This window comes from Mesorhizobium sp. M0938 (assembly GCF_040319125.1).
Lineage (GTDB): Bacteria > Pseudomonadota > Alphaproteobacteria > Rhizobiales > Rhizobiaceae > Mesorhizobium > Mesorhizobium robiniae.
On the sequence record NZ_JAMYNS010000009.1, the window covers coordinates 44423 to 61119 of the forward strand.

General features: G+C 62.7%; 13 protein-coding genes. 4 read left to right on the forward strand and 9 right to left on the reverse strand.

All coding sequences use genetic code 11. The features are described from left to right. Nucleotides 1–142 precede the first annotated feature (142 nt). From NKH73_RS17500 to NKH73_RS17510, 3 genes are read left to right on the forward strand one after another with little or no spacing between them, the layout of a single operon-like run. Nucleotides 143–3076, forward strand: coding sequence for a molybdopterin oxidoreductase family protein (locus tag NKH73_RS17500; protein ID WP_352933929.1), 2934 nt, complete (start codon nucleotides 143–145; stop codon nucleotides 3074–3076). Then, on the forward strand, nucleotides 3073–3807 hold the full coding sequence (locus tag NKH73_RS17505) for a 4Fe-4S dicluster domain-containing protein (protein ID WP_352933932.1): 735 nt from the start codon (nucleotides 3073–3075) through the stop codon (nucleotides 3805–3807). Before NKH73_RS17500 ends, NKH73_RS17505 begins: the two co-directional genes overlap by 4 nt. Nucleotides 3808–3822: 15 nt before the next feature. After that, nucleotides 3823–4758: a dimethyl sulfoxide reductase anchor subunit family protein gene (locus tag NKH73_RS17510; RefSeq protein ID WP_352933935.1), complete on the forward strand. Its 936-nt coding sequence runs from the start codon at nucleotides 3823–3825 to the stop codon at nucleotides 4756–4758. A 6-nt stretch (nucleotides 4759–4764) separates the two neighbouring features. Here the strand turns inward: NKH73_RS17510 and pdeM are convergent, their stop codons facing one another. The 5 genes from pdeM to NKH73_RS17535 all read right to left on the reverse strand — a co-directional run bounded on the left by pdeM (nucleotide 4765) and on the right by NKH73_RS17535 (nucleotide 10781). Then, on the reverse strand, nucleotides 4765–5481 hold the full coding sequence (pdeM, locus tag NKH73_RS17515) for a ligase-associated DNA damage response endonuclease PdeM (RefSeq protein ID WP_352933938.1): 717 nt from the start codon (nucleotides 5479–5481) through the stop codon (nucleotides 4765–4767). Then, nucleotides 5478–8000, reverse strand: coding sequence for a ligase-associated DNA damage response DEXH box helicase (locus tag NKH73_RS17520; protein ID WP_352933941.1), 2523 nt, complete (start codon nucleotides 7998–8000; stop codon nucleotides 5478–5480). Before NKH73_RS17520 ends, pdeM begins: the two co-directional genes overlap by 4 nt. Nucleotides 8001–8097: 97 nt before the next feature. Beyond that, the gene (locus NKH73_RS17525) at nucleotides 8098–8958 is read right to left on the reverse strand and encodes a C40 family peptidase (protein ID WP_352933944.1); all 861 of its coding nucleotides are present in this window, start codon (nucleotides 8956–8958) and stop codon (nucleotides 8098–8100) included. 32 nt (nucleotides 8959–8990) lie between these two features. Continuing rightward, complete coding sequence (locus NKH73_RS17530; protein WP_095487941.1) at nucleotides 8991–9341, reverse strand: MarR family winged helix-turn-helix transcriptional regulator; 351 nt, start codon at nucleotides 9339–9341, stop codon at nucleotides 8991–8993. Between the two features lie 42 nt (nucleotides 9342–9383). Continuing rightward, nucleotides 9384–10781, reverse strand: coding sequence for a leucyl aminopeptidase family protein (locus NKH73_RS17535; protein WP_352933948.1), 1398 nt, complete (start codon nucleotides 10779–10781; stop codon nucleotides 9384–9386). A 120-nt stretch (nucleotides 10782–10901) separates the two neighbouring features. Between NKH73_RS17535 and NKH73_RS17540 the strand changes: the two genes are divergently transcribed. Then, nucleotides 10902–11723 (forward strand): tetratricopeptide repeat protein, encoded by an 822-nt coding sequence (locus NKH73_RS17540; protein ID WP_352933951.1) that lies wholly within the window; start codon nucleotides 10902–10904, stop codon nucleotides 11721–11723. 91 nt (nucleotides 11724–11814) lie between these two features. On the opposite strand, the gene NKH73_RS17545 is transcribed toward NKH73_RS17540, so the two are convergent. From NKH73_RS17545 to NKH73_RS17560, 4 genes are read right to left on the reverse strand one after another with little or no spacing between them, the layout of a single operon-like run. Continuing rightward, the gene (locus NKH73_RS17545; protein ID WP_352933954.1) at nucleotides 11815–12831 is read right to left on the reverse strand and encodes a type II secretion system F family protein; all 1017 of its coding nucleotides are present in this window, start codon (nucleotides 12829–12831) and stop codon (nucleotides 11815–11817) included. A 12-nt stretch (nucleotides 12832–12843) separates the two neighbouring features. Then, a complete protein-coding gene (locus tag NKH73_RS17550) occupies nucleotides 12844–13857 on the reverse strand; it encodes a type II secretion system F family protein (protein WP_352933957.1) in 1014 nt (337 codons plus the stop codon). Nucleotides 13858–13886: 29 nt separating this feature from the next. After that, the gene (locus tag NKH73_RS17555; protein ID WP_352933960.1) at nucleotides 13887–15377 is read right to left on the reverse strand and encodes a TadA family conjugal transfer-associated ATPase; all 1491 of its coding nucleotides are present in this window, start codon (nucleotides 15375–15377) and stop codon (nucleotides 13887–13889) included. 29 nt (nucleotides 15378–15406) lie between these two features. Next, a complete protein-coding gene (locus NKH73_RS17560) occupies nucleotides 15407–16690 on the reverse strand; it encodes a CpaE/TadZ family protein (RefSeq protein WP_352933964.1) in 1284 nt (427 codons plus the stop codon). Between the last annotated feature and the right edge of the window lie 7 nt (nucleotides 16691–16697).

Below are 16697 nucleotides of genomic sequence, written 5' to 3' on the forward strand. Positions count from 1 at the left end.
GGCGGTTCAAATCCCTGTTAGCCCACTGGACGCGCGGCTTGCGGCGGCGGCTCTCCAGCGACGGCTATCATCCGGAAGAGCATTATATGCGCGGCCCTGGACCAAAAACGCGAGCCAAACACTCGGACCGCAAAAGTAGATCATGAAGAACGGAGCGCCGCGCGGCGCCAATTCCGCACCGTCCCAACGGTCGCTTGCCGACACGCGCGCGCCGAACGAGGGGGACGGCGTCGACACCTCGCCCGACGTCTCCGACAGCATCGCCAAGACAACCTGCTACATGTGCGCCTGCCGCTGCGGCATCGACGTCCACATCAAAAACGGCAAGGTCCGCTACATCAACGGCAACAAGGACCATCCGGTCAATCGCGGCGTGCTGTGCGGCAAGGGTAGCGCCGGCATCATGCAGCACTACAGTCCGGCCCGATTAAAAAAACCATTGCTGCGGACAGGTCCGCGTGGCTCGGGAGAATTCTGTGAGATCGAGTGGGAGGAGGCTTTCTCGATCGCGACGGAACGGCTTTCGAAAATCCGCCGCACCGATCCGAAGAAACTCGCCTTCTTCACTGGGCGCGATCAGTCGCAATCGCTGACCGGCTGGTGGGCGAGCCAGTTCGGCACGCCGAATTTCGCCGCCCATGGCGGATTCTGCTCGGTCAACATGGCGGCCGGCGGCCTCTACACGATCGGCGGCTCGTTCTGGGAGTTTGGTGAGCCTGACTGGGACAACACCAAATACTTCATGCTGTTCGGCGTTGCAGAAGACCATGATTCCAATCCGATCAAGATCGGCCTCGGCAAGCTCAAGGCGCGCGGCGCCAAGGTGGTCTCGATCAATCCGTGTCGCACCGGCTACAATGCCATCGCCGACGACTGGGTCGGCATCCGGCCCGGCACCGATGGCCTGTTCGTTTTCGCCCTCATCCACGAATTGCTGAAGGCCGGCCGCGTCGATCTCGACTATTTGCTGCGCTACACCAATGCCCATGTCCTTGTTGTTCAGCAGCCGGGCGCGGCCGACGATGGGCTGTTCGCGCGCGACAGTGACGACAATCCGCTGGCCTGGGACAGGGTGGCGAAAGTGCCCGTCAGCGCCACCGATCCCGAGGCAAAGCCGGCGCTGACCGGCAACTTCCAGATCGACGGCCGCCGCTGCGTGCCGATCTTCCAGCTCATCGCCGACCGCTATCTGCACGAGAGCTATTCTCCCGATGCCGTTGCCGAACGCTGTGGCGTTTCAGCCGACACGATCCGACGCATGGCCGCCGAACTGGCGCATATCGCCTTCGAACAGGCGATCGAACTGCCTATAGCATGGACCGACTGGGCCGGCCGCCGGCACGAGACGATCAAGGGCCGGCCGGTGTCAATGCATGCCATGCGCGGCATCTCGGCCCATTCGAACGGATTTCACACCTGCCGCGCCATCCACCTGCTCCAGGTGCTACTCGGCACGGTAGACGTGCCGGGCGGGTTTCGCTTCAAGCCGCCCTATCCCAGGTCGGCGCCGCCGGGGCTAAAGCCGGCGGGCAAGGACGTCAGAGCGATGACGCCGCTCGAAGGCATGCCGCTTGGCTTCGTCTGCGGACCGGACGATCTGCTGGTCGATGACGCCGGCACGCCGATCCGTATCGACAAGGCCTATTCCTGGGACGCGCCGCTTGCCGCCCACGGGCTCATGCACACGGTCATCCGCAACGCCTGGGCCGGCGATCCCTACCCTATCGACACGCTGATGATGTATATGTCGAACATGGCCTGGAACTCGTCGATGAACACCGTCGAGACGATGGCGATGCTGACCGACAGCGACGAGGCCGGAAACTACAAGATCCCCTTCATCATCTATTCCGACGCCTATTATTCCGAGACCGTGCCGTTTGCCGATCTCGTGCTTCCCGACACCACCTATCTCGAAAGGCATGACTGCATCAGCCTGCTCGACCGGCCGATCAGCCATGCCGACGGCCCGGGCGATGCCATCCGCCATCCCGTGGTCGAGCCGGATCGAGACGTCAGGCCGTTCCAGTCGGTGCTGATCGAGCTCGGCGCGCGGCTCGGCCTGCCCGGTTTCGTCGACGACGACGGCTCGGCCAAATACCGCGACTACGCCGATTACATCGTCAATCATCAGCGCACGCCGGGCATCGGCCCGCTCGCCGGCTGGCGCGGCAAGGACGGCGCCTCGATCGGCAGGGGCGAGCCCAATCCTGACCAATTGCAGCGCTACATCGACAATGGCGGCTTCTGGCATCATGATTTTGCGGACGATCAACGTTATTACAAGATGGCCAACCGCTCCTATCTCGACTTCGCCGAGAACATGGGCTTCATCCCGAAAGCCGAGCCGATCGTCTTCCAGCTCTATTCGGAACCGATCCAGCGGTTTCGCCTTGCCGCGCGCGGCCATGGGCGGGTGCTGCCGCCGGAGGCGGAGCGCAGCCGCATCGAGACTTATATGGACCCGCTGCCGTTCTGGTACGCGCCGTTCGAGGAAGCGGCTGTCGACCTGGAGAACTATCCGCTGCATGCGCTGACGCAGCGGCCAATGCACATGTATCATTCCTGGGGGTCGCAGAACGCCTGGCTCAGACAGATCACCAGCCAAAACAGGCTGTTCGTGCACGACCGAACCGCCGCTGACCTCGGTCTTGTCGACGACGACTGGGTGTGGATCGAGAGTATCAACGGCAAGGTCAAAGGCCAGATCAAGCTGGTCGACGGCGTCAACGCGGATACGGTGTGGACCTGGAACGCCATCGGCAAACGGCGCGGCAGTTGGGGGCTCAAGGACGACGCCGCCGAGAGCAACCGCGGCTTCCTGCTCAACCATATCATCGGCGACCAGACCTCTGCCGATGCGAACGGCAAGCGCTATTCGAACTCCGATCCGGTCACCGGCCAGGCAGCATGGTTCGACCTGCGCGTCCGCATCGTCAAATGCGCGGCCGAGGAAGCCGGCTTCACCGAGCCGCAGTTCGAGCGCTTCCGACAGCCACCGCATTTCGAACCCTCGCCCGACAAGCTCAGTTTCGGCGCAGAGTTCCGTCGGGAAAGAGAAGCTGCCAGATCATGACCTGCCTTCCCGCCCATACAGACAGAAAGCTCGGCCTCGTCATCGACCTCGACACCTGTGTCGGCTGCCAAGCATGCGTCACCGCCTGCAAGGAATGGAATACCGGCGGCCACATGGCGCCGCTGACCGACATCGATCCTTATGGCGGCGATGCCGACGGGGTCTGGTTCAATCGCGTGCACAGCTATGAACACATGACGGAGATGGGTGGGCGCACGGTCAATTTCCCACGCTCCTGCCTGCATTGCGAGACACCGGCCTGTGTCACCGTCTGCCCGACCGGAGCCTCCTACAAACGGGCCTCGGACGGCATCGTGTTGGTCGACGAGGACAAGTGCATCGGCTGTAAATTATGCAGCTGGGCCTGCCCCTACGGCGCGCGCGAATTCGACACCGATGTCGGCGTGATGAAGAAATGCACGCTGTGCGTCGACCGTATCTACAACGACAATCTAGCCGAAGAGGACCGCGTGCCGGCCTGCGTAGCCGCCTGTCCAACCAGCGCGCGGCACTTCGGCGATCTCGGCGACCCGGCGTCGGCGATCTCGCAACTGGTGACTGAGCGCGGCGGCGTCGACCTGATGCCCGAACTCGGCTATCATCCGACCAACAAATATTTGCCGCCGCGCGCCCATACCACACGCGCCGCATCGGTGCCGGCACCGGCGCTCGAAGCGGTGCGGGCTGAAGGTGGTTTCCTCGGCTGGGTCGACCGCATGCTTTCGAACTGACCAGCAACCAGCCTCATGCATCCAGCCTTCTCCGTCGTCTTTTTCACCACTGCCACCGGCGCCGGTTATGGCCTGCTCGCGCTGCTTGGCGTGCTGGCCGGACTGGGGTTCGTCCCGCCCAATTTCTGGCTCGGCTTGGTCGGCATGGGGCTGGCGCTCGGCCTGATCTCGGCCGGCCTGCTGTCGTCGGCCGGCCACCTCGGCCGACCCGAACGCGCTTGGCGCGCGTTTTCGCAATGGCGCAGCTCATGGCTGTCGCGCGAAGGCGTTGCGTCGGTTGCGACCTTCGTACCGGCGGGGTTGTTCGCCATCGGCTGGGTGTTTCTCGGCCGCACGAACAGCTGGGTGGCTGTCGCCGGGCTGCTGGCTGCCATCGGCGCGATCGTCACCGTCTGCACCACCGGGATGATCTACGCATCGCTGAAGCCGATCGCCCAATGGCACAGCCGCTTCACTCTGCCCGGTTATCTGATCTTTTCGGCGATGACCGGCAGCGTGCTTCTCAACGCGCTGCTGCAGGGTTTCGCCATCGGCTCGACCACCCTCCTTGCAGGTTGCATGCTGCTGACCTTGCTCGGCTGGGGCTGGAAGCTGGCAACCTGGCGATACAATGACAGGCTGGAAATTCCGACCAATGCCAATACCGCGACCGGACTTGCCGGCGGTACGGTGCGGTCAATGGAATGGCCGCACACCGAGGAAAACTACCTGCTCAAGGAGATGGGCTTTCGCATTGCGCGCAAGCACAAGACGCGATTGCGCCAGATCACGCAAGCGCTGGCCTTCGCCCTGCCCGCCTTGTTGCTGATTGCCGCTGTCGCCCTCCCGTGGCCGTATGCGGCGGTGCTGTCGGCACTCGCCGCAATCGCCCAATTCGCCGGCATGCTGGTCGAACGCTGGCTGTTCTTCGCCGAGGCGAAGCACACTGTCGCCCTTTATTACGGTCGGTAGAGCTGCTCAGCCAGGCCTTAGCATCGCGTGGGAAATGGCGAAAATGCGCTCCGCGCCGAGCATGTAGGCCATCAGCGTTTCGTGACGGAATAGCCCGGCATAGGCGCGGTCGAGCACATTGAGCGAGCCGGTATAGGCGCCGAAGGCCGGCATGATCATGCGGCCACCGTCGCCGGCAAAGCAGCGCCGCCGCACCGAGCGGCCTTGCTGCACGATGCGGGCGCAAGGGTGCAGATGGCCGGCGACCTCGCCCTCCACCCTCACTGCCGAAGGCTCATGCCGGAATACGAGTGAGCCGATAGCCAGCTCGCGCACCGTCTCGCCGGGCAGGTCGGCCGGCGCGTCCGGGTCGTGATTGCCGGCGACCCAGAACCAGTCGCGGCCGGCCATCAGCCCCTCCAACCGTTCGCGGAAGCTCGAATGCATGCGCGCCGCGCCGCCGCCATCATGAAAGCTATCGCCCAGGCTGATGACGATTGCCGGCTGATAATCGGCAATCACCGCCTGCAGCCGCAGCAACGTCGCACCGGTATCATAAGGCGGGATCAACGTACCGCGTCGTGCCAGCGACGATCCCTTTTCCAGATGCAGATCCGACACCGCCAGCAATTTCAGCTCGGGGAAGTAGAGCACGCCGCGCCGATCGCAGATCGCGCGCTCGCCGGCGATGCCGATAAAATCGGCATCCGCCAGGGGTGCAGGCATGGCCAGCGCGCGCGTCATTTCGTCCCCATGGCCTCCTCGACCAGCGTTGCCGCATCCATCAGCAGCGTATCATCGGCCTCGCCATGCACCGGCATCTTGCCGATCTCGAGCATGATCGGCACGGCAAGCGGCGAGATCTGTTCGAGGTTCTTATGCACGATTCGTCCCTGGATGCGCGAGAGCATCTCGGCAAGTCTGCTGACATCCAGCAGACCCGTGGCCGCATCGGCACGCGTCGCCTGCAACAGGATATGGTCGGGCTCATGGCTGCGCAGAACGTCGTAAATGAGGTCGGTCGACACGGTGACCTGACGGCCGCTCTTCTCCTGGCCCGGATGGCGTTTTTCGATCAGCCCCGAGATCAGCGCGCAGTTGCGGAAGGTGCGCTTCAAGAGCCAGCTGCCGGCCAGCCAGGCTTCGAGGTCGTCGCCCAGCATGTCCTGGTCGAAAAGTTCGCTGAGCGAAGGTTTCTTCGCCCGGAACATCCCGCCCATATCGGCAAGCGACCAAATGGCAAGTGCATAGTCGGTGGCGACGAAGCCGAGCGGCCTGGCTCCCGTCCTGTCGAGACGGCGGGTGAGCAGCATGCCGAGCGTCTGGTGCGCCAGCCTGCCCTCGAACGGATAGGCCATCAGATAGTAGCGGTTGCCGCGCGGAAAGGTCTCGATCAGCAGGTCATCGCGTTTCGGCAGTACCGATTTGTCGGCCTGGAAGCGTAGCCAGTCGGCCACCTGTTCCGGCAGCTTCTTCCAGCGCTGCGGGTCGTCCAGCATGATGCGGACCTGCTCGGCGAGGTAGGTCGAAAGCGGGAATTTGCCGCCGCCATAGTATGGCACCTTGGCGTCGCTGCCAGGTGCATTCGATACGAAGCACTCATTCTCGCGGATGCCTTCGAAGCGCAGTACTTTGCCGGCAAACATGAATGTGTCGCCATGCGTCAGCGTTTCCAGGAACGCCTCCTCGATCTTGCCGAGGACGCGACCGCCGCGCGAGGCAGAGCCCTTGCTGCCAGCCTTGGTATAACGCACGTTGAGCGCCGGCACCTCGATGATGGTGCCGACATTCAGCCGATACTGCTGAGCAACCCGAGGATTGGACACGCGCCACAGCCCGTCCTTGTTCCGGCGGATACGGGCGTAGCGCTCATAGTTCTTCAGCGCATAGCCGCCGGTGGCGACGAAATCGACGACGCGGTCGAATGTCGGCCGATCGAGTTCGGCATAGGGCGCGGCTGTTCTTACTTCCTCAAAAAGCACGTCGGCATGGAATGGCGCGCCGCAGGCGCAACCAAGCACATGCTGCGCCAGCACGTCGAGCCCGCCGTTGACCAGCGGCGGCGTGTCCTGGGCGCCGAGATAATTGGCGTCGAGCGCCGCCCGGCATTCCAGCACCTCAAAGCGGTTGGCCGGAATCAGGATCGCCTTGGACGGCTCATCCATGCGGTGATTGGCGCGGCCGATGCGCTGCGCCAGCCGGCTCGCACCCTTCGGTGCGCCGACATGCACAACCAGGTCGACATCTCCCCAGTCGATGCCGAGGTCGAGCGTCGAAGTGGCGACGATGGCGCGCAACGCATTCTCGCCCATGGCTTTTTCGACGCGCCGGCGCTGGGCGACATCGAGCGAGCCGTGATGCAGGGCGATCGGTAATGTGTCTTCATTGACCCGCCACAACTCCTGGAACAGCAGCTCGGCCTGGCTGCGTGTGTTGACGAACAGCAGGGTCGTCTTGTGTCGCTTGATCTCGCTATAGATCTCCGGCGTCGCGTAGCGGGCCGAATGTCCAGCCCAAGGAACACGCTCTTCCGAGTCAAGAATGGAGATCTCGGGCTTGGCGCCGCCCGTCACGACGATCAATTCGGCCATGCCGCCGGGTGGGTTCTGGCTGACCAGCCAGCGCCGCAATTCGTCGGGCTCGGCGACCGTCGCGGACAGGCCAATCGTCTGCAAGCCCGGAACAAAGGATCCCAGCCGGGCCAGACCGAGCGACAGGAGATGCCCGCGTTTCGACGTCACCAGCGAATGCAGTTCGTCGAGCACGACGTAATGCAGGTCCTCGAAGAAGCGCCTGGCGTCAGGCGCCGCGATCAGCAACGCCAGTTGCTCGGGCGTGGTCAAGAGAATGTCGGGTGGCGCCAGCTTCTGCCGCTGGCGCTTATGCGCGGGCGTGTCGCCGGTGCGTGTCTCGATCGTGATAGGCAGACCTATTTCTTCGACCGGCTTGCCGAGATTGCGCTCGATGTCGACGGCAAGCGCCTTCAGGGGCGAGATGTAGAGCGTGTGGATGCCGCGACGCGCCTGCCCCGGTTTCTTCCTTGGCCGGCCTGCCAACTCGGTCAGCGACGGCAGGAACCCTGCCAGCGTCTTGCCGGCGCCGGTCGGTGCGATCAGCAGCACCGACTGCCCGGCTTGGGCAGTCGCCAGCAATTCGATCTGATGGGTACGCGGCGACCAGCCTTTTTGCGCGAACCATCTGAGGAATGGCTCGGCCAAGTGCACGGCGGCATTCTGTTCGGCAAGGCGCGGCTGCTCTGTCACGCGCCAGAGGTAGCGCGGCGGCGTGCAATCGCCAAGAAGAATCGGAACAAAAGGTGATCGAACGCATTCCTCTGGCCTGAGAAGAGCCGCTCTCGCGCTACGGTCGCCGAAATCCTGTCGGCTCGCCATAGAGGTAGCCGATGCGGGCGACGGCTTCTCTAAACCCTTCACGCGAGACCAGCATGGTGTGGCCGTTGGCGTGGATCATCGTTTCTGGGTCGGTCATAACAGCGACATGGCCTTTCCAGAATGCCAAATCGCCGCGCTGCAATCCGGCAAAATCCGGGCCCGGGTCGAGCGGTTCACCGATGGTCGCCGCCTGCATGTCGGTGTCGCGCAGCACTTGCCTGCCGGCCATGTGCATTGCGAGTTGCACGAGACCGGAACAGTCGATGCCGAAGCCGGAAGCTCCGCCCCACAGATAGGGCGTGCCGAGAAACGCCTCGGCAACCGTGACGTAGTCGGGGGCAACCTCGGCGACAGGCCTGAGATGGCCAGATATGACGGCCTCGCCGGATGGCAGCAGAGCATAGCGCGTGCCGCGTGTTTCAGCCGCGCCCGTCACCGTTACCGCCGATCCCATCGAGAGTTGTCCGCTGGCCGGGAACCGCAAATCCGGTCCCGGATAGAGGAAAGTGCGCGGCACCGAGACAACATGGGCGGGCGCATGGTCCCGACTGCCCAGCACGGTGTCGGCCACATAGCCGACATAGCCGTCGCGCTCGGCCTGTATCCAGGCCCAGCCCTCAACGTCTTCGAAGACGAGGACGTCGTCGCCGAACAGAAGCTGGGTATCGACGCCGGCATCCGGGCGCGGAGCCTTGCGGACATCGGCCACGGAGGCTGATATGCGCGCCGGCCGCCCGGCGACGAAGCGATCGGCAGCAACCTCGCCTTTCAGCCTGGCATCGGCGAGATCGGAACGGAAGGCGTGAAGGCGGGCGTCCCTGGCGGTCAAAATCGGCAACTCATTCAGAAAGGGCGGTTCGGTCAGATGGGAAGTTCCTGGGCTCTGGCGATGATAACATCGCCGAAGCGCTCGACAAAGAGAGCACCTTCGACGGTGCGCTTGACCAGAACGTTGCGCTTGTCGAGCTCGTCGCGATGGCGGGATACCAGCTTCAGCGCTCCCATAGTATCGAGCGCGCGGGTGATCACCGGCTTGGTGACATTGAGCCGGGCAGCGAGCCCGCGCACCGTGTGGGGCGGCGGGTCGAGATAGATGGTGAACAGGATCGCCGTCTGGCGCATGGTGAGATCGGGCGTGTCGTCGCGCACCTGGGACAGCATCACTTGCTGCCACAGTCGCAAGGCTTGGCTCGGGCGCATGGAAATCGACATCCAGCCAGCATGCCGGCAAATTGTTTCGGTTCCGTTTCAGTTTCAAGAATTTCTGGTTGGGCAGCAGCCATCAGGCGAAGCGCTTCGATTCGAGATGACCCTTTCCAGCGCCCGGATGCCTTGCGCCTCGCCGCCGGCGAGACCGTACGGACGATCGGACGGGTTCCAGGCGAAGATGTCGAAATGCGCCCAGGCCACGGTCTTCTCGACGAAGCGCCTCAGGAACAGCGCCGCCGTGATCGAACCGGCGAAACCGTCTGACGTAATGTTGTTGATGTCGGCGATCTTCGAGGACAGCTTTGCGTCATAAGGCTTCCACAGCGGCATGCGCCATAGCGGATCCTCAACCGCAGCGGAAGCCGCCGCCAGATCGGACGCCAGTGCTTCATCGCCGGTGTAGAAGGGCGGCAGGTCGGGGCCGAGCGCGACACGCGCGGCCCCCGTCAGGGTTGCCATGTCGATCAGCAGCTGCGGCTCGTCATCGTCGGCCAGCGACAGGGCATCCGCCAGCACCAGCCGCCCCTCCGCATCGGTGTTGCCGATCTCGACGGTGATGCCCTTGCGGCTCACCAACACGTCGCCGGGCCGGAAGGCGTTGCCGGCAATCGAATTCTCGACCGCCGGGATCAATACACGCAGCCGGACGTTCAGCCCGGCGGCCATGATCATCGCGGCAAGGCCCAAGACATTGGCGGCGCCACCCATGTCCTTCTTCATCAAGAGCATGCCCGAGGACGGCTTGATGTCGAGACCACCGGTGTCGAAGCAGACGCCCTTGCCGACCAGCGTCACCTTCGGAGCGTTCTTCGGCCCCCAAATCATGTCGATCAGACGCGGCGCGGCGACCGATGCGCGGCCGACCGCATGGATCATAGGGAAATTCTTCGTGAGCAGATCGTGTCCCTTGGTCACCGACATTTCGGCCTTGTGCTTTTCAGCCAAGGTCCGGACCGCCTTCTCCAGCTCGTCCGGTCCCATGTCGCTGGTCGGGGTATTGACCAGATCGCGCGTCAGGAAGACGCCATCGGCGATCCGGCGAACACGCGCCGCTTCAGCGCCGGACGGCAGCGAAAAACGCAGGGCCTTGCCGGGTTTCTTGCCGTAGCGGGTAAAGACATAACCACCGAGCGCCAGCGCGATGGCCGCAAGTTCCGGCTCGGCAAGTGCCGAGGCGAAATGCCAGTCGCCCTCCGGCAAGGCTCTCGCCAGCGCGCCGACGGCAAGCGCGCCATCGCCATCGCCCGTGCCAAACAGTGCTCCGGCAAGCGCGCCGTTTTCGCTGGGTATCACGAGCGTCCTGCCGGCCTCGCCGGAAAAGCCGTTGGCCCTGGCCCAGGCAAGGGTCGACGACGCAAGACCTGCGGCCTCCAGCCCATCCTTCGCCACCAGATGGACCGGCAGCGTGGTCTTCAATTCCTTCTCGACGAGTTCGACAGGCATTCAATGGTCTCCGGCTTTTGACTCGGCGTTTCTTAACTGTCCATTAGGGTTAACAGAATATTTCTGCGGGAGGGAAGATGGCCACGCAATGGCCACGTCTATGAATGGAGGCCTGATGCGATGCCGACCAACTGCATAATGAACGCCACGGGAAAGCGGCTGATCACCACGGCATTGATTATGGCGCTTGCAGCGAGCGTCGCCGGCTGCGGAACCAGCAAGCTCACGACCGGCTCGATCAGCCGCACCAGCAGCAGACCACTGGAAACCATGTCGGCCGGCGAGTTGCACAAAGCGACGATCACGCTCGGCCAGTCCTATGCCAAGAACCCCAACGACAAACGGATTGCGACGAACTACGCGGCGGCGCTGCAAATGGATGGCGACGCCGATCAGTCGCTCGCCGTGATGCGCAAGCTGGCGATCGCCCTGCCGAAGGACCGCGACGTGCTCGCCGCCTATGGCAAGGCGCTCGCCGCCAACGGACAGTTCGAGCCGGCACTCGACGCAGTGCGGCGCGCACAGACGCCGGAATATCCCGACTGGAAGCTGGTGTCGGCGGAAGCCGCGATTCTCGACCAGCTCGGCCAGAGAGACGAAGCGCGCCAGCATTATCGCAAGGCGCTGGACCTCAAGCCGAACGAACCTTCGATCCTTTCGAATCTCGGCATGTCCTACGTGTTGGAAGGCGATCTGCGCACGGCCGAAACCTATATGCGTTCGGCCGCACAGCAGCCGAATGCCGACAGCCGCGTACGCCAGAACCTGGCGCTGGTCGTCGGCCTGCAGGGCCGTTTCGACGAGGCCGAGAAGATCGCTTCGCAGGAGCTCTCGGCCGAGCAGGCGCAGGCGAATGTGGCTTACCTTCGCCAGATGCTTGCCCAGCAGAACGCCTGGAGCCAGCTCAAGGACCAGGACAAGGCAAAGCCTGCCACCAATTGAAGCGGCCTCAGTCCGCCGTTACTCATGCCGGAATACCAAAGCCGCGTTGCATCAGCACCGCGGCTTTGGCATGTATTGTCGCCTGGCGAGACTATTGGCCGCTGGATGTCGACGGATCACCGAAGATGCCGCGCTGGCTCACCTGGATGCCTGCGGGGCCTAGAATGATGGCGAACAGCACCGGCAAGAAGAACAGGATCATCGGCACGGTGAGCTTCGGCGGCAAGGCCGCGGCCTTCTTCTCGGCAGCGTTCATGCGCATGTCGCGGCTTTCGCTGGCAAGCACGCGCAGCGCATGCGCCACTGGCGTACCGTAGCGCTCGGCCTGGACCAGCGCCTGCGCCACCGACCTGACCGACTCCAGGCCGGTACGGCTTGCAAGGTTTTCGTAGGCCTGCTTGCGTTCCTGCAAGTAGGAAAGCTCGGCATTCGTCAGGATGAACTCTTCGGCAAGTGCCACCGATTGCGCGCCGATCTCGTCGGCGACCTTGCGAAACGCCGCCTCCACAGACATGCCTGATTCAACGCAGATCAGCATCAGATCGAGTGCGTCCGGCCACGCCATCTGGATCGACTGCTTGCGCTTGGTGGCGCGGTTGTTGACATAGAGCACCGGCGCATAAAAACCCGCATAGGCGACGACGACGCATACGAACAATTTGACGAGAACCGGCTGCTCCGGCAAACCCCCGACCACGAACACGTACATTGCGGCCAGCGCGAAGCCGACAAAGGGCAGAACCAGGCGGAAGAAAAGGAAGCGCGTCAGCGGATTCTGCCCGCGAAAGCCCGCCACCTTGAGTTTCTGCAAAGTGCCCTCATCGGCGAGAGCTCGCCTCAGGTCGAGCCGGTCGACAATATTGCGCATGCCGATCGACTGTTCCTCGCGCAGACCCTTGCGGCGGCGATCGGCTTCGACGGCAAGCCGCGCACGCTGCTTGGCGCGCAATTCCTCGCGCTCCAGCGCCACGGATTTCATGCGCGCCTTGAGCTGGTTCCCGCCAAACGCGGGCAGCAGCGTGAAGACGGTCGCAAACACCGCGATGCCGACCAGCAAGGCAATCAGGAATGTCGGGTCGGTAAGGGTTTTGATGACGCTCTCAGTCATGCGCTTGATGTCCTAAACTTCGAAGTTCATCATCTTGCGCATCACCAGGATGCCAATCGACATCCAGACCGCCGAGCAACCGAGGATCAGATTGCCGACGCTGGTGGTAAACAGAGGCATGATGTAGTTCGGGCTCGTCAGGTAGACGAGAAAGGCGACGATGAAAGGCAACGCGCCGATGATTACCGCGGACGCCTTCGCTTCCATGGACAGCGCCTGAACCTTGGCCTTCATTTTCTTGCGATCACGAAGCACGCGTGAAAGATTGCCCAGCGCCTCGGAAAGATTGCCGCCTGCCTGGGACTGGATCTGGATGACGATGCCGAAGAAACTCGCTTCCGAGCATGGCATCGTCTCGGCCATGCGCAAGCTTGCATCGGGGATCGACAGGCCCATCTGCTGCGAATCGACGATGCGGCGAAACTCGGACTTGACCGGTTCGGGAGATTCGTTGGCGATCAGGCGGACGGCGTCGTTCATCGGCAAGCCTGATTTGACAGCACGAACAATGATGTCGAGCGCGTTCGGAAATTCGTTGAGGAACGCCTTGATCCGGCGCGCCCGGCAAAACGAGACGAACCAGCGCGGCAGGCCGAGGCCGCCGACCAGCAGCACACAAGGCAAGACAAGCAGCGGCGCACCTATGAAATAAACAAAAAATGTCAGGACGACGCCGCAGACGGCCGAGTAGAGATAGAAGCGCTCGAGCGAGACCTTCATGCCCGCCTGACGGATCTGGGCCTTGAGTGGCGGCTTCTTAACGATGCTCTGGCTGGTTTTCTGCCTCTGTTCGAGTTCCTTCAGCGAATCCTGGACCGATTTGCGCCGCTTGGCCGCTTCCGCCACGCGATCGCGCGAGGCCTTGACGACGGCACCGTCAGTTTCTGCGGTCTTGATCGTTTCAAGCCGCCTTCCGACTTGCTTCTCGGTGCTGATCCGGTTGAACAGGAATGCATAGGCGACCGCGCCGGCGCTGAAGCCAGCGAGCACGACGAACGCCAATACGGTGCCGTCAACTCCGAACATCGATCTTAGCCCCTACGCCTTCGAATGCATCAGTCAGCGCGTTTCTCCATCGCCTCGAGCGCAATAGCGAGGCGCTGTTCCTCGCCATAGTAGCGGGCGCGCTCCCAGAAATGCGGACGACCAATGCCTGTCGACACGTGCTCGCCCAGCAGCCTGCCGTTCGCGTCTTCGCCTTTTATGTTGTAGAGCACGATGTCCTGCGTGACGATGACATCGCCCTCCATTCCGATCACCTCGGTGATGTGGGTGATGCGCCGCGATCCGTCGCGCAGGCGTGCGGCCTGTATGATCACATCGACGGAACCGACTACGATTTCACGCACGGTTTTTTGCGGCAGCGTATAGCCGCCCATTGCGATCATCGATTCGATACGGTTCAGGCATTCGCGCGGGCTGTTCGAGTGGATCGTGCCCATCGAGCCGTCATGGCCGGTGTTCATCGCCTGCAGAAGATCGAACACTTCAGGTCCGCGCACTTCGCCGACGATGATGCGCTCGGGGCGCATGCGCAGGCAGTTCTTGACCAGATCGCGCATAGTCACCTCGCCCTCACCTTCGAGGTTTGGGGGGCGGGTTTCCAGGCGCACGACATGCGGCTGCTGCAATTGTAGCTCGGCCGAGTCCTCGCAGGTGATAACGCGCTCGTCGCGGTCGATATAATTGGTCAGGCAGTTGAGCAGCGTCGTCTTACCCGAGCCGGTGCCGCCCGAAATGACGATGTTGCAGCGGACGCGGCCGATGATCTTGAGAATCTCCGCGCCATGCGGGGAAATGGCGCCGAACTTGACCAGCTGATCGAGCGTCAGCTTGTCCTTCTTGAACTTGCGGATTGTGAGCGCGGCGCCGTCGAGGGCGAGCGGCGGCGCAATGACGTTGACGCGGGAGCCATCAGGAAGGCGTGCGTCGCAGATCGGACTCGATTCGTCGACGCGGCGGCCAACCTGGCTGACGATGCGCTGACAGATGTTGAGCAGCTGCTGGTTGTCGCGAAAACGAATGCCGGTCTGCTCGACCTTGCCGTTGACCTCGATGTAGACGTCCTTGGAACCGTTGACCATGATGTCGGCGATGTCGTCGCGGGCGAGCAGTGGCTCCAACGGGCCGTAACCCAGGACGTCATTGCAGATATCCTCGAGCAGCTCTTCCTGCTCGGAAATCGACATCGCGAAATTCTTGATCGCGATGATGTCGTTGACGATGTCGCGGATTTCCTCGCGTGCGCTTTCGGGATCGAGCTTGGCGAGTTGCGACAGGTCGATCGTGTCGATGAGCGCCGAGAAGACCTGGCTCTTGGTATCGTAATAGGTTTCGCTCTTTTCGCGCTGGATTCTTTTCGGCGGCTCCGGCGCCTCGACGACGCGGCGCGCAGGCGGTGCGGCAGACGCGCCGAGCAACGGCGCGGGCCTGGCAAGAACCGACGTTTCTGCAGGACTTACCGGCGGCGCGCCAGACGCAGGTGCCGGCTGACGGAATTCCGGGGTGAACCGGCTGCCGTCGTCGCTACCTCTTTTGCCAAACATGATCGACTACCAATTCCGCCGGGGAAACATCATTTCTTGCTGCGCGAAAGCTTGCCAAGGAGATTGCCGAGGCCCGCTTTCTTTCTTGCCTTGATTTCGCTGCGCCCGGTCAAAACGTGTGCGATCTCGTTGATGGTGCCAACCACCTGATTTCTCGCATCCATTTCGCCGAGCATGCGCCCGTTGTTGGCGGCGTTTCCAAACAGCAGCGGCTCGAATGGAATGACCGACATTGGCGACAGGCCGAGCGAGTCGGCGAAGTCGGATGAGGCAATCTCCGGACGCTTTGGCACGCCCGCCTGATTGATGATCAGCTTGGGCGGCGGATCGTTCGGGCGAAGCCGTTTGAACATGTCGACCAGATTCTTGGCGTTGCGCAGATTGGCCAGCTCCGGCGTCGCCGTGATCACGATGTCATCGGCTTTGGTCAGCGTGTTCTTGGTCCAGCCTGTCCAGATATGCGGGACGTCGAGCACCAGAAGCGGTACGCTGCGCTGGGCCATGTCGATAAGCTGCGTGAAGGCTTCTGGATCGAAGTCGTAGACCCGATCTAGCGTTGAGGGTGCTGCAAGCAGCGACAGGTGCTCGGCGCACTGGGCAAGCAGCCGGTCAAGATAGACCTCGTCGACGCGCTCCGGTGAGAAGACAGCCTCGGCAATGCCTTGGGCCGGATCCTGATCGAAATTGATGTTGGCCGTTCCGAACGCCAGGTCGAGATCGGCGACAACCACTTCGGACTTGAACAGGGACGACATCGCCCAGGCCACATTGTGGGCGATGGTCGAGGAGCCGACGCCACCCTTGGCGCCTATGAAGGCGATCGAGCGGCCGATCGGCTCGGCTTCCGGATCAACGAAAATCGACGATATAACGCTGACAATATCGGCCATCGACACCGGCGCGATGACATATTCGGAAATGCCGGACCGGATGAGCTCGCGGTAAAGCCCGACATCATTGTAGTGGCCGATGACCACGACCTTCGAGGTCGGATCGCAATATTCGGAGAGTTGCGTGAGTTGCTCGAGCAATTGCGTCGGCTCACTGCGCGATTCCAGCAGGATCAGGTTCGGTGTCGGCGCCGACTGGTAAAATTCGATGGCGGTGGCGATGCCGCCCATATGGACTTTCAGATGGGTCTTGGTCATGCGGCGATCTTCGCCGGCGCGCTCGACCGGATTGGCGACGCCCTCGGTCTCGCAAAATGCCTGGATCGAAATGCGCGGAATCGGCCGCAACGCCTGCATGGCGGTCATGTCCCGCAGCGAGGTTTCGCTGCCGTCTATCGCCGCGTCGTAGGCAAGATTGCTCATTGTCATT

Bases quoted from the DNA above. Each gene is read 5' to 3' on its own strand.
- NKH73_RS17500 (WP_352933929.1), top strand. From the start codon at position 143: ATGAAGAACGGAGCGCCGCGCGGCGCCAATTCCGCACCGTCCCAACGG.
- NKH73_RS17505 (WP_352933932.1), top strand. From the start codon at position 3,073: ATGACCTGCCTTCCCGCCCATACAGACAGAAAGCTCGGCCTCGTCATC.
- NKH73_RS17510 (WP_352933935.1), top strand. From the start codon at position 3,823: ATGCATCCAGCCTTCTCCGTCGTCTTTTTCACCACTGCCACCGGCGCC.
- pdeM (WP_352933938.1), bottom strand. From the start codon at position 5,481: ATGACGCGCGCGCTGGCCATGCCTGCACCCCTGGCGGATGCCGATTTT.
- NKH73_RS17530 (WP_095487941.1), bottom strand. From the start codon at position 9,341: ATGTCGATTTCCATGCGCCCGAGCCAAGCCTTGCGACTGTGGCAGCAA.
- NKH73_RS17535 (WP_352933948.1), bottom strand. From the start codon at position 10,781: ATGCCTGTCGAACTCGTCGAGAAGGAATTGAAGACCACGCTGCCGGTC.
- NKH73_RS17540 (WP_352933951.1), top strand. From the start codon at position 10,902: ATGCCGACCAACTGCATAATGAACGCCACGGGAAAGCGGCTGATCACC.
- NKH73_RS17545 (WP_352933954.1), bottom strand. From the start codon at position 12,831: ATGACTGAGAGCGTCATCAAAACCCTTACCGACCCGACATTCCTGATT.
- NKH73_RS17550 (WP_352933957.1), bottom strand. From the start codon at position 13,857: ATGTTCGGAGTTGACGGCACCGTATTGGCGTTCGTCGTGCTCGCTGGC.
- NKH73_RS17555 (WP_352933960.1), bottom strand. From the start codon at position 15,377: ATGTTTGGCAAAAGAGGTAGCGACGACGGCAGCCGGTTCACCCCGGAA.
- NKH73_RS17560 (WP_352933964.1), bottom strand. From the start codon at position 16,690: ATGAGCAATCTTGCCTACGACGCGGCGATAGACGGCAGCGAAACCTCG.